Below are 12871 nucleotides of genomic sequence, written 5' to 3'. Positions count from 1 at the left end.
TGACTCTGATTGTAGGGTATGCCAACGAGCACATCGGCTTCTTGCTGGGCGAAACTCTTTCTTACGCCTCTGCTGGAAGTAATGGGCAATCCAATAGGCCCTGTGAATGGCGAATTTCATGGGTTAAAGATCCAGATAATCGACGATAACAATGCCGTCGCCTTCGCCTCCTCTAACGCAGCTGATTTAGCGCTTAGGATCATAGCCGAGGTCGCGAAAGACCTTCAAGAAAATGCTCATTTGGATGTGGTTGCGAACGTACACGATCGCTATGTCGCGCACCGGAATGGAGCTCAATACGATCCGCCGGATTGTGACTTCCTCGTACTCAAAATAGAGGGCGGCAGGAAACGCTTGGCAGAGATAAGAGACGGCAGCGTGAGGTACGTCGAGCGGGCATACATTGGGGATCCAGCACAGTACAAAAGGCTCTTGGAACTTCGAAAGCCTTTCGAGGGTCCAAAGCAACAGACTGTAGTGAACCCTGACGGCTCGACGAAGATCGAGCCAATAGACTACGACAACGGTCTACGAGAATTTATCGAGCTGGGATTTGCTCTCCAATCTTTGGTGGAGCAGCGTAGAAGGGATGGTGTGGGCGCAATCGCGGGCAACATTATTCGGATCGTGGATGCCCGAATATCTCGCAAGTTGGAGTATCTTCAGACCCACGAGGCAAGCGTTACAGGGGCTGAAGGGGCAGGTGGATACTCGCTGTTGGCCTCCAATTCCGGGAAAAGGGGAATTGGCATCTATTACGTGGCAGGGAGGCTTGGGTTCGTCATGATCGCCGGAGATACGGAGAGTTGCCGCAAGCTTGACGCAGAGTCGCTGGACATGTTCAAGCAGTTGGCGGAAGACCAATTCGGGCTAAATCTCTCCTAACAAAAATTGCTGTATTGTGAATGGTAGTAAGGCCACAAGCGGCCATCATCTTTCTGAATGGTTGGGTCTTAGATTTAGGGACTGCTTGCCACTAGCGCGATCGCGATCGGCATCGTGATCGCCGCCAAAATCGTTTGCAGCGTGATGATCTGCGCTAGGAGCGGCGCGTCGCCGCCCATCTGGCGGGCCAGCACGTAGGCGCTGGGCGAAGTCGGCACCGCCGCGCAGATCGCGACGATCGCAAGGCTGTCGCCGGACAGGCCGAACCATGCGGCGAGCGCCAGCGCCAGCACCGGCATCAGCACCAGCTTGAACGCCACGCCGATCGACGCGCTCACGCTCGGGCGCAGCAGGCCGTTGAGCTGTAGTCCGGCGCCGGTGACGAGCAGGCCGATGGCCAGCGACGAGCGGCCGAGTGCGTCAGCGACCTCGTGCCAGATCTTCGGCAGCGGCAGGTGGACGATGTTGACGAAGAGGCCGATGGCGCAGGCCCAGATCAAGGGATTGCGGATCACCGTCATGACAATCGCGAGCGGAGATTGCTTCTTGGGCGATGCATAGTGCGCCAGCACTGCGACGCTGAACACGTTGACCAGCGGAATGATCGCGACCATCGCGACCGAGGCCAGCGCCAGGCCGACATTGCCGAACATGTTGGCGGACACCGAAAGCGCGACATAGGTCTGCCAGCGCGTCGCACCCTGGAAGATCGAGGTGAAGGCGGGGCCGTCGATGTCGAGCCGCGCCAGGGCAGGGCGGAGCGCGAGGCACAAGAGCGAGATCGCGAGCACCGACAGCAGCAGCGCGCCGCCGACGCCGGCGACCGGCACCCTGGACAGGTCCGCCTTCACCAGTGTCTGAATCAGCAGCATTGGGAACAGCACGAAATAAGTCAGCCGCTCCAGCCCGTGCCATTGCGTATCCAGCCGCATCAAGCTGCGCTTGAGCACGACGCCGAGCACGATGAGGATGAAGACCGGCAGCAGCGCCGCGATCACCACGGCCATGGGTCAGCCAGGCCCCGAAGTTGCGCGAAGATTGGCGAGCCGATCGAGCGCACCTTGTAGGATGAAGATCGCTGCGTGCTCGTCGATGACCTCGGCGCGCTTGGCGCGGCTGACGTCCATGCCGATCAATTCGCGCTCCACTGCGGCGGTCGACAGACGTTCGTCCCAGAGCCCGATCGGCAGTGTGGTGAGGCCGGCAAGATTGCGGGCGAAGGCGCGGGTCGATTGCGCGCGCGGGCCCTCGCTGCCGTCCATGTTGATGGGCAGGCCGAGCACGAAGCCGACGGCCTTGCGCTCGGCCGCAATCGCGAGCAGGCGGGCGGCATCCTGCTTGAAGGCCTTGCGCTGGATGGTCTCGACGCCGGTCGCCAGCCGTCGGTCCGGATTGGACACTGCGACGCCGATGGTCTTGGTGCCGAGGTCGAGGCCGACCAGCCCGCCGCGTTCGGGCCAGTGGGTTGCAGCATCGATCAGGGGCAGGATAAGAGCCGGCATGGCATCAGCGCATAGCATGCGCCGCGCTGCGGAGTGAACCAGAACAATGGATGCACTGACACTATTCGGCCTGGTTGCCGTGACCGCGATGCTGGTCTGCTATGCTTTGGAGGACCGCAGCCACTGGTTCGTGCTGCTGTTCGCCGGGTCCTGCGCGCTCGGCTCGGCCTACGGCTTCCTGCAGGGCGCCTGGCCGTTCGGCGTGGTCGAGGCGATCTGGGCCGTTGTGGCGCTGCGGCGATGGCATCTGAGAGGCTAGCGATGGGCCTCAAGACGTGTCCCTCGGGCGCGGCACTTGTGAAATCGCATTGCGCACACGCGAGAACATCGATCATTTGTTGCATACTTCACACAAGCGAAGTCGCATTCCATGACATGATGTCGCGCGCTCGGCAGCCGGCATCGGTTGACGCGTTGGTTGTAGAGCGATAAGCTTATCAGGCTAAGGTAGTTGGAGTGACGACCCCCGATTTTGAAGAATTATTGGCAGTGGACGGCTGATCAGGCCGCGCTGCAGTCTCGGCGCAATTTTTTAGGCGCCCGTACGTCCAGTACTCATCCGAATTTTCGAGAGGTCATTATGTTCATCAAGCCAAGCCTGATCGCGGGCTCAGAAAGGCGATTCAAGCAAGCCGAGTTTTCACCCGATGCATTGAACCGGAAATTGGGCGACGGTCCGATCGAGATGACCGTCGAAAAGAAGCGCTTGCGCCAGCGCCAGCTCTTCGCCGAGACACGGGACGTGCAGGCGGCCGAGATCGGCCTCGAGCGGATCATCGAGGGCAATGATCTCGACAGCATCAACTATCTCGCCAAGGGTACGGCCGCCTCACGTCCGGTTTGCCGTATTCAGCTCAGGGATCTCAAGTCAAATCTGATCGGCTATGGGTCGGGCTTTCTGATCGGGCCCGGCCTGCTGCTGACGAATCATCACGTCTTCGGCAAGCCGGCCGACGCAGCCAATTCGATCGCCGATTTCAACTACGAATTGGACATTTCGGGAGAAGAGCGTGTGCCGGTCAGATTCGCATTCGAGCCGGGCAAATTCTTCTACACCAACGACGGTCTCGATTTCTCGATCGTCGCGGTGGCGCCGACGTCGCTGTCGGGGAGCGGGCGGCTCGTAGATTGGGGATGGTTGCCGCTCAGCGGAGCGGCGGGCAAGGCGGATCCCGGCGAGTACCTGACCATCGTCCAGCATCCCAGCGGGCAGATGAAGCAGGTCTGCGTCCGCGAGAACAAGTTGCTCAAATACGTCGGTGACTTCCTCTGGTACAAAACCGACACCACTGCCGGGTCATCGGGCTCGCCGGCGTTCAACCGCTTCTGGCAGGTGGTCGCGCTACACCACAGCGGTGTTCCGAGGAAGGATGCGCAGGGCCGCACGTTGACCAAAGACGGCAAGGTCTGGGATGCGTCGATGGACGAAACCTCGATCGATTGGATCGCCAACGAGGGCATCCGGATCAGTTCGATCGTCGCCGATCTCAAGATTGCGGTTGGCTCTCATCCCTTCATCAGGCCAGTGCTCGATGAGGAAGAGCCGCCAACCCGGCACGAGGTCGAGAGAGTCCTGCCGCCGGCCGCCGCAACTCCGTACGGAGCCAATGTCTGGGTCGAGCAATCTGTCGACGGGACCTCGCTGGTGGTACCGATCCGCGTGCCATTGCCGATGTTCAGGAAGGAACTTCCGATGGCCGCGCTGGCGCCCGTGCCGAGCCCCGCGGGAAGCAATGGCGGGGCTTCGAACGGCGGCATGCAGAACGGCAGCATGCCCTTAATCGCTCCGCCGGCCGGCCTGCTGCCCCGCATCAGCGCGAAGAACGGCCTACCCATGGAGGCCGTTCACATCGATCAGGCGACGCTGAAATCGCGTCCCGGATACAAGGCGAATTTTCTCGGCAGCGGCAAATTCTCGGTCGCCTTGCCGAAGATTCCCGCCTCCCTCAAATCCAGGGTCGCGATGTTGAAGGGAAGATCCAAGCAGTCCGAATTGAATTATTTCAATTATAGCGTCGTTATGAACAAGGAGCGCAGGCTCGCCTTCTTCAGCTGCGTCAACATCGACGGCGGTAAGCAGCAGGACGTCGGCAAGCGCGAAGGCGATTCCTGGCTGCGCGATCCGCGCATCGATGACGATGCCCAGATCGGCGACGAGTTCTACCGCAAGCAGGCCACTTTCGAGGCGGATCGCAGCAAGAACCCGTTCGACCGCGGTCATCTCGTGCGCCGCCTGGATGCGACCTGGGGCGATACCGTCGCCGAGGCCAAACAACACGGCGACGATTCCTTCCATTTCACCAATTGCTCGCCGCAGTTCTTCTCATTCAACCAGGGCAAGCAGCTCTGGGCAGGACTTGAGGACTATACGCGCGACGTTCTGCTCGACGGCGAGGAAAAAGGCATCGTGATGAACGGGCCGGTCTTCGACGGTCCGGATGCCGATGGATCCGATTTGCCTAATCCGGCCGGCCGGCCGCACACGGATCCGAGCTTCGGCGGCGTTCAGATTCCGAAATATTTCTGGAAGATACTGGTCCGACGCGATGACGGCGGTCTCAAGGCGGCGGCATTCCTGATGAGCCAGACGAAGTTGGTCATGGAGATCGACCGGATCCAGGAGGCGGATCTGCTCAAGCGGATGTCCGAAGAGGATGTCAGCGTGTTTCAGGTCTCGATCGCGGACCTGGCGAAATTGACCAAGCTCGATTTCGGCAATCTCGCCGACGCGGATTCGCACGAGGCGACCTCGGTCGGCCCGCGTCGGATCGAATCCTATGAGGACATTCGAATCTAGGGCTTCGTCCTGATACGAATGACATAGGTTGCGGAGGCGCAGAGCGAGACCCGACGCGGTGTCCAGCGATCCGGGCGAGGGTCATGGTGTGCTCTGTCGAGACACACAGCAAGACCCTCACCCGCGTGTCGATGAATTTCGCGCGCTGGAATGCGGTGGTCAGGCCGCGATGACGTCGTCGTCTTTCTTCAGGCAGGAGATGAAACCACCGAGCGCGCTGAATTGATGTCCGGCACGGCGCTGGATGAAGAGCGTCTCGACGCGCGCGTGCGATGGGCTCAGCGTGTGGATCGACACGCTGCCGTTCATCGCGTTGCGTTCGACAACGGTGCGCGGCAGCAGCGTGACACCCATGTCGGCGGCAACGCAGCCGATCATCCCGTCAAGCGTGCCAAGTTCGAAGCGCGCGGCCGACGGCCAGCCGAACTCGACGAAGATCTGTTCGAGCCGCTGGCGGTAGGTGCAGCCGGTGCGGAACACCAGCGCGGTTGGACCGGACTCCGGCGTGCCGGCGCGCAGCTCGGCAAGCGAGCTCCAGCGCCGCGCGCTGACCAGAACCAGCTCCTCGCGGAATGCACTTGTCGCGGTGAGGTCGGCATGCGCGATCGGACCTGCGACGAAGGCGCCGTCGAATGTTCCTTCGAGCACGCCCGCGACGAGGTCGGCGGTGGTTGCCGTCCGCAGGCCCAGCCGCACGGCGGGAAAGCGGCGGTGGAAATCGGCGAGCAGGGGCGGCAACCGTACCGCTGCCGTGGTCTCCATCGAGCCGATCGCCAATGGTCCTTTGGGCTCGCCATCGTCACGGGCGGCGAGCACGGCTTCGCGCGACAACGCTGTCATCCGTTGCGCGTAAGGCAACAGCCTTTTGCCGGCGCCGGTCAGGGTCATGCCGCGGCTGTGACGCTCGAACAGCGGCGTGCCGATCTCCGCCTCCAGCGCTTTCACGCGCTGGGTGACGTTCGATTGCACCGTGTTGAGCTCTTCGGCGGCGCGGGTGATGCCGCCGGTGCGGGCCACCGCGGCGAAGGTCTGGATGTCGCTGAGTTCCATGGCATCGTTTCGCTTTAGAGATGGCAGCGTTCGCTAGAATTCAATTTCCGCGAATTCTAATCCGGCCTAACCTTGCTGTCGAGAGTGGAGGAGCCATGTCGATCACGACGCCTTTGACCCAGCTCCTGGGGATCAAGCATCCGATCCTGCTAGCGCCGATGGACATCGTTGCCGGCAGCCGGCTTGTGACGGCCGTCAGCCGCGCCGGCGGCTTTGGCATTCTGGGCGGTGGTTATGGCGAGAGGGAATGGCTGGAGCGAGAGACGGCGAAGCTCGCCAGCTTGTCAGCGCCGTTCGGGATCGGCTTCATCACCTGGAGTCTCGCCAAGCGGCCTGAGCTTCTCGACATCGCGCTCGCCGCAAAACCATCGGCGATCATGTTGTCGTTCGGCGATCCCGCACAGTTCGCATCAAGGATCAAGTCTGCAGGTGCGCGCCTGATCTGCCAGGTGCAGGACGAGGCGATGGCGCGGCAGGCGCTCGATGCCGGCGCCGACATCCTGATCGCGCAGGGGACGGAGGCGGGCGGTCACGGTGCCTCCCGCACAACCGTCGATCTCGTGCCCGCGATCGTCGATCTCGCGGCTGGCCATGTGCCGGTGGTCGCGGCGGGCGGCATTGCCGACGGGCGCGGGCTTGCCGCGATGATGATGCTGGGGGCAAGCGGCGTGCTGCTCGGCACGCGCTTCTATGCGAGCCAGGAGGCCGACGGCGCGGAGGAAGCCAAGCGGCGCATCTGCGCGGCCAATAGCGGCTCGACCGTGCGCGGCATCATCTTCGATCTCTCCCGCAACAATGTGTGGCCGGCGCCGTTCACCGGAAGATGCCTGGTCAACGACCATGCCAGGCGCTGGATCGGCCGCGAGGTCGAGCTGATGCAGAATGTCGCCGCGGTCGCAGCGGAGTATGCTGCGGCAAAAGCGGCGGGCAATTTCGCCGTCGCGGCGGTGATCGCGGGCGAGGCCGTCGGCCTGATCCATGATATTCCACCGGCGGCAGAGATTGTGGAGCGGATCACGGTTGAAGCTGAGCAGCTGCTTGAGGGATGGCGAAATTCAGTGGGTGTCTACCCTTTCTCCCCCTGTGGGAGAAGGTGGCGCGGATGCAATCCGCGCCGGATGAGGGGTCTGTCTCCGCGGACACAAACCCCTCACCCGTCTCGTCGCTGCGCGGCGAGCCACCCTCTCCCACAAGGGGAGAGGGATTTCAGCGAGCGAACAAGTGAGACGCAACCATGTGGCCTGACCATCGATTGATCGATCTCTTCAAGACCGAATTCCCGATCGTGCTGGCGCCGATGGCCGGCGTGATGGACGCGGAGCTGGTGATCGCCGTCGCGGAAGGCGGCGGACTCGGCTCGCTGCCGAGCGCGATGCTGTCGCCCGAGAAGGCGCGCGAGCAGGTCAACATCATCCGCCAGCGCGTCCGGGCGCCGGTCAACATGAACTTCTTCTGCCACACGCCGGTCGAGCTTGATGCGGCGGCGGAAGCGCGCTGGAAGGCGCGTCTTGCGGGCTACTACAAGGAGTACGGACTCGACCCGGCGGCGCCGATCAATGCGGCCAACCGCGCGCCGTTCGACGCCGGCTTCTGCGCGGTTGTCGAGGAGCTGAAGCCGGAGGTCGTGAGCTTCCATTTCGGACTGCCGGATCAGGCGCTGCTCAAGCGGGTCAAGGCGGCGGGCTGTCTCGTGATTTCCTCGGCGACGACCGTGAAGGAAGCGGTCTGGCTCGAGCAGCACGGCGCCGATGCCGTGATCGCGCAAGGCGCGGAGGCGGGCGGCCATCGCGCCATGTTCCTGACCGAGAACATAAGCGAGCAGCCCGGCACCTTCGCGCTGGTGCCGCAGGTGGTGGATGCGGTGAAGGTGCCCGTGATTGCAGCCGGCGGCGTCGCGGATGGGCGCGGCATCGCAGCCGCCTTCGCACTCGGCGCCGCCGGCGTGCAGATCGGCAGCGCCTACCTTCGCTGTCCGGAATCCAAGGTGAGCGCGACGGGGCGCGCCGCGCTTGCCGCGGGGCGCGATGATTCCACCGTCATCACCAATGTCATGACCGGGCGGCCGGCGCGCGGTGTCCAGAACCGCCTGATGCGCGAAGCCGGCCCGATCTCGCCGGATGCGCCGCCGTTTCCCCATGCCGCGACCGCGCTGGGGCCGCTGAAGGCTGCCGCGGAGAAGCAGGGCAGGGTTGATTTCACCAATCTCTGGGCCGGCCAGGCCATTGCCATGGGTCGCGAGCTGCCGGCGGCAGAATTGACCCGGGATCTCGCGAAATCGGCCCTGGCGCGCCTGCGCCAGATGGCAGGCTAGGGCGCGATGAGATTGAGAAGAGTGATCATCGCGCCTTAGGTTATTGTTTAAGCATGATCTTTTCGGAAAACCGCTGCGCACTTTTCCGATCATGCTCTAGAGCGCCGGTTGCGGCGCAAAACCGGCCTCTGCTATACGGCGGTTAGGTATTGCCGTGAGAGGCCTTATATGTCCGTCGACGCTGCTACCGTCCGCCGCATCGCGCATCTGGCGCGCATTGCGGTCTCCGAGGACGATGTTCCGCACCTGCAGGGCGAGCTCAACGCCATGCTCGCCTTTATCGAGCAGCTCTCGGAGGTCGATGTCGCGGGCGTCGAGCCGATGACGTCGGTCATCCCGATGCAGATGAAGAAGCGCGCCGATGTGGTCAATGACGGTGAGATCGCCGACGATATCGTTGCCAACGCGCCCACGACCGAAGGCCATTTCTTCCTGGTGCCGAAAGTCGTCGAGTAACTACCTCAATCAGGACCGTGTCCGATGTGCCTGCTATGCGACGATGAGAAGGCCTATCAGGCCTATATGAATTATCTCGACAAGATGGAGCGGCAGGGCAAGGCTGCCGACCCCAATGTGGCCGTCAATGCCATCCTCGACGAGATCGAGGCGGCTGCGAAAGCTTCGTCCAAGAAAGACGACCCGGCCAACGACAAGACCCTGTCTCCATTTTTCTGTAGCCCGATCAATAAATGACCGATTTGACATCACTGACGCTCGCCGAGGCCCGCAAGGGCCTCGCGGCCAAGACTTTCACGTCACTCGAGCTGACCGATGCGCATCTTTCCGCAATCGAAGCCGCGCGCGCGCTCAACGCCTTCATCCTGGAGACGCCGGACCAGGCCCGTGCCATGGCGCGCGAGGCCGATACCAAGATCGCCAAGGGCGGCGGCGGCCCGCTCGCCGGCATCCCGCTCGGCATCAAGGATCTGTTCGCGACGAGGGGCGTGCGCACCACAGCGTGCTCGAAGATCCTCGGCAATTTCGTGCCAACCTATGAGTCCACCGTCACCTCGCAGCTCTGGCGCGACGGCGCCGTGATGCTGGGCAAGCTGAACAACGACGAGTTCGCGATGGGCTCGTCGAACGAGACCTCCTGCTTCGGCCCGGTCGGCAATCCCTGGCGGCGCGACGGCTCCAACACGACGGTGGTGCCGGGCGGCTCGTCCGGCGGCTCGGCGTCGGCGGTGGCCGCACTGCTCTGCATGGGGGCGACCGCGACCGACACCGGCGGCTCGATCCGCCAGCCGGCCGCCTTCACCGCGACCGTCGGCATCAAGCCGACCTATGGTCGCTGCTCGCGCTGGGGCATCGTCGCCTTTGCCTCCTCGCTCGACCAGGCCGGTCCGATCGCGCGCAGCGTGCGCGATGCCGCGATGCTGCTGCGCTCGATGGCCGGTCACGATCCGAAGGACACGACATCCGTGGACATTGCCGTGCCGGATTACGAGGCCGCGATCGGCAAGTCCCTGAAGGGCATGAAGATCGGCATCCCCAGGGAGTATCGCCTCGACGGCATGCCCGCCGAGATCGAAAAGCTTTGGGAAGCGGGCGCGGCCTGGCTCAAGAGCGCCGGTGCCGAGCTCGTCGAGGTGTCGCTGCCGCACACCAAATACGCGCTGCCGGCCTATTACATCGTGGCGCCGGCGGAAGCCTCCTCCAACCTCGCGCGTTATGATGGTGTGCGCTACGGCTTGCGCGAGCAGGGCAGGAACATCACCGAGCTGTACGAGAACACCCGCGCCGAGGGTTTTGGCGCCGAGGTCAAGCGGCGGGTCATGATCGGCACCTACGTGCTGTCGGCCGGCTACTACGACGCCTATTATCTGCGCGCCCAAAAGGTGCGCACGCTGATCAAGAAGGATTTTGAGGATTGCTTCGCCAAGGGCGTCGACGCGATCCTTACCCCGGCGACGCCGTCGGCCGCCTTCGGCATCGGCGAGAAGGGCGGCGCCGACCCTGTCGAGATGTACCTGAACGATATCTTCACGGTGACGGTGAACATGGCGGGCCTGCCGGGCATTGCGGTGCCCGCCGGCAAGGACGCACAAGGCCTGCCGCTTGGCCTGCAGCTGATCGGCCGCCCGTTCGACGAGGAGACGCTGTTCTCGCTCGGCGAGGTGATCGAGCAGGCCGCAGGTCGCTTCACGCCCGCGAGGTGGTGGTGACGCTGGCGGCCTACATCGCCAGCCTCGACGGCGCTTCGTCTGCGCCGGATCTCAGCGCGCCGCTTGCCGGTCTCTGGTGGGCCGCCAAGGGCGACTGGGACCAAGCGCACAAGATCGTCCAGGACGACAACAGCAGCGAGGCGGCCTGGGTGCACGCTTACTTGCACCGCGTCGAAGGCGATCTCGGCAATGCTGGCTACTGGTATCGCCAGGCCGGCCAGCCCACGGCAAAGGATTCATTGCAGGTGGAGTGGAAGCGGATCGCTGCCACGCTGCTCGGGAGCAAGACATGAGCACGGCCACGCACAAGCTTCTCAAGGGCGCCACCGGCGACTGGGAGATGGTCATCGGCATGGAGATCCATGCCCAGGTGACCTCGAACTCAAAGCTGTTCTCCGGTGCCTCCACCGCGTTCGGCGGCGAGCCGAACAGCCACGTGTCGCTGGTCGACGCGGCGATGCCCGGCATGTTGCCGGTCATCAACGAGGAATGCGTCAGACAAGCTGTCCGGACCGGGTTGGGGCTGAACGCACAGATCAACCTGCGCTCGGTGTTCGATCGCAAGAACTATTTCTATCCGGACTCGCCGCAGGGCTACCAGATCAGTCAGTACAAGTCGCCGGTCGTCGGGGAGGGCGAGGTCGAGGTCGAACTGGACGGCGGCAGGACCGCGACCATCGGGATCGAGCGGCTGCATCTGGAGCAGGATGCCGGCAAGTTGCTGCACGATCAGTCGCCGAACATGTCCTATGTCGACCTCAACCGCTGCGGCGTGGCGCTGATGGAGATTGTCTCCAAGCCCGACATCCGCGACGCCGAGCAGGCCAAGGCCTATGTGACCAAGCTGCGCTCGATCCTACGCTATCTCGGCACCTGCGACGGCGACATGGAGAAGGGAAGCTTGCGCGCCGACGTCAACGTCTCCGTGCGCAAGCCCGGCGCGCCGCTCGGCACCCGCTGCGAGATCAAGAACATGAACTCGATCAACTTCATCGGGCAGGCGATCGAGTACGAGGCGCGGCGCCAGATCGAAATCCTCGAGGACGGCGGCCAGATCGATCAGGAGACCCGCCTCTACGACCCCAACAAGGGCGAGACGCGCTCGATGCGGTCCAAGGAAGAGGCGCATGACTACCGCTACTTCCCCGATCCCGATCTGTTGCCGCTGGAGTTTTCGCAAAGCTTCGTCGACGAGTTGAAGGGGAAGCTGCCCGAGCTGCCGGACCAGAAGAAGACGCGCTTTGTCGCCGACTTCGGCCTGTCGGCCTACGATGCGAGCGTGCTGGTCGCCGAGCGCGAGAGCGCTGTGTTCTACGAGACCGTGCTGGACAGGCTCGCCAACCGCGCCCGCGATGGCAAGATGGCGGCGAACTGGGTGATCAACGAGCTGTTCGGCCGCCTCAACAAGGAAGGCCGGGATATTACGGGCTCTCCGGTTAGCGCCGAGCAGTTAGCTGCGATCGTCGATCTGATCGGCGAGGGCACGATCTCCGGCAAGATCGCCAAGGATCTGTTCGAGATCGTGTGGCAGGAGGGCGGCGATCCCCGCGCGCTCGTCGAAAGCCGCGGCATGAAGCAGGTCACCGATCTCTCGGCGATCGAAAAGGTGGTCGACGACATCATCGCGGCCAATCCCGACAAGGTCGCGCAGGTCAAGGACAAGCCGCAGTCGCTCGGCTGGTTCGTCGGCCAGGTCATGAAGTCGTCGGGCGGGAAGGCCAACCCGCAGAGCGTCAACGACCTGCTCAAGTCCAAGCTCGGCATCTGACGTCGCGCGTTCGAACGAGGTGACGGATACTCCGTCACCTCGCTTTCAGTTCGAGATGCGACGCTCGCGCGCGTCGCCGACGGCCAACACCATCCCGCTCCAACCGTGAAGTCGCGACCGAATCGCCGCGACGCGATTCGCGCAAAAAGGTGACTTGGACGCGCTCCGGCCAGCGTTCGCGCCGTTGTGCACGAAAATATTTTCGTTGCCAAAATTCGCGACTCAGAGTCCGCGGAACGCCCTTGCGGCACGATCAAACGAACGGCGATGCGCATCATCGCGTCGATCATGCGCAATGCATATGCGCAGAATAATACTTGCAGCATAGAGTTTTCTCGCAATCGCTGCCTTCGCTAACGTTGACGCGACGGCGCTGTTTGCGATCACAGGCAT

Annotated in this window: 12 protein-coding genes and 1 pseudogene; 10 read left to right on the top strand and 3 right to left on the bottom strand. The window is 63.2% G+C overall.

The genetic code is table 11. The features are described 5' to 3' along the window. Positions 1-81: 81 nt before the first annotated feature. Positions 82-885, top strand: a complete 804-nt coding sequence (locus IVA82_RS04910; protein WP_247387869.1) for a hypothetical protein — start codon at positions 82-84, stop codon at positions 883-885. Between the two features lie 74 nt (positions 886-959). On the opposite strand, the gene IVA82_RS04905 is transcribed toward IVA82_RS04910, so the two are convergent. Both IVA82_RS04905 and ruvX read right to left on the bottom strand, forming a co-directional pair. Continuing rightward, positions 960-1892 carry an AEC family transporter gene (locus tag IVA82_RS04905; protein ID WP_247387871.1) on the bottom strand — a complete coding sequence of 311 codons (933 nt, stop codon included), beginning with the start codon at positions 1890-1892 and terminating at the stop codon, positions 960-962. Between the two features lie 3 nt (positions 1893-1895). Further along, positions 1896-2387: a Holliday junction resolvase RuvX gene (gene ruvX / locus IVA82_RS04900; RefSeq protein ID WP_247387873.1), complete on the bottom strand. Its 492-nt coding sequence runs from the start codon at positions 2385-2387 to the stop codon at positions 1896-1898. A gap of 46 nt (positions 2388-2433) precedes the next feature. On the opposite strand from ruvX, the gene IVA82_RS04895 reads away from it, so the two are divergent. Further along, the gene (locus IVA82_RS04895; RefSeq protein ID WP_247387874.1) at positions 2434-2646 is read left to right on the top strand and encodes a hypothetical protein; all 213 of its coding nucleotides are present in this window, start codon (positions 2434-2436) and stop codon (positions 2644-2646) included. A gap of 321 nt (positions 2647-2967) precedes the next feature. Then, entirely contained in the window at positions 2968-5184 is a 2217-nt protein-coding gene (locus IVA82_RS04890; RefSeq protein WP_247387876.1) for a DNA/RNA non-specific endonuclease, read from the top strand. 159 nt (positions 5185-5343) lie between these two features. Here IVA82_RS04890 and IVA82_RS04885 read toward each other — a convergent pair whose 3' ends face one another. Continuing rightward, positions 5344-6234 carry a LysR family transcriptional regulator gene (locus IVA82_RS04885; RefSeq protein ID WP_247387878.1) on the bottom strand — a complete coding sequence of 297 codons (891 nt, stop codon included), beginning with the start codon at positions 6232-6234 and terminating at the stop codon, positions 5344-5346. Between the two features lie 20 nt (positions 6235-6254). Here IVA82_RS04885 and IVA82_RS04880 point away from each other — a divergent pair. The 7 genes and pseudogenes from IVA82_RS04880 to gatB form a co-directional block, all read left to right on the top strand. After that, positions 6255-7292 (top strand): annotated as a pseudogene (locus IVA82_RS04880) (nitronate monooxygenase); the annotation flags it as partial. 176 nt (positions 7293-7468) lie between these two features. Further along, positions 7469-8545, top strand: coding sequence for a nitronate monooxygenase family protein (locus IVA82_RS04875; protein WP_247387880.1), 1077 nt, complete (start codon positions 7469-7471; stop codon positions 8543-8545). A gap of 168 nt (positions 8546-8713) precedes the next feature. Continuing rightward, positions 8714-9001, top strand: a complete 288-nt coding sequence (gene gatC, locus IVA82_RS04870) for an Asp-tRNA(Asn)/Glu-tRNA(Gln) amidotransferase subunit GatC (RefSeq protein ID WP_247387882.1) — start codon at positions 8714-8716, stop codon at positions 8999-9001. A gap of 24 nt (positions 9002-9025) precedes the next feature. Then, positions 9026-9238 carry a hypothetical protein gene (locus tag IVA82_RS04865; RefSeq protein ID WP_247387884.1) on the top strand — a complete coding sequence of 71 codons (213 nt, stop codon included), beginning with the start codon at positions 9026-9028 and terminating at the stop codon, positions 9236-9238. Further along, the gene (gene gatA / locus IVA82_RS04860; RefSeq protein WP_247387885.1) at positions 9235-10710 is read left to right on the top strand and encodes an Asp-tRNA(Asn)/Glu-tRNA(Gln) amidotransferase subunit GatA; all 1476 of its coding nucleotides are present in this window, start codon (positions 9235-9237) and stop codon (positions 10708-10710) included. The genes IVA82_RS04865 and gatA overlap by 4 nt, the downstream gene beginning before the upstream one ends. Next, positions 10701-11003, top strand: coding sequence for a hypothetical protein (locus IVA82_RS04855; protein WP_247387886.1), 303 nt, complete (start codon positions 10701-10703; stop codon positions 11001-11003). Before gatA ends, IVA82_RS04855 begins: the two co-directional genes overlap by 10 nt. Next, the gene (gene gatB, locus IVA82_RS04850) at positions 11000-12478 is read left to right on the top strand and encodes an Asp-tRNA(Asn)/Glu-tRNA(Gln) amidotransferase subunit GatB (RefSeq protein ID WP_247387887.1); all 1479 of its coding nucleotides are present in this window, start codon (positions 11000-11002) and stop codon (positions 12476-12478) included. The genes IVA82_RS04855 and gatB overlap by 4 nt, the downstream gene beginning before the upstream one ends. The last annotated feature ends 393 nt before the right edge of the window (positions 12479-12871 follow it).

It is taken from the genome of Bradyrhizobium sp. 142 (assembly GCF_023074015.1).
Taxonomy (GTDB): Bacteria; Pseudomonadota; Alphaproteobacteria; order Rhizobiales; family Xanthobacteraceae; genus Bradyrhizobium.
Note: the sequence above shows the minus strand (reverse complement) of the source record. Positions and strands in the feature narration are given on the sequence as shown.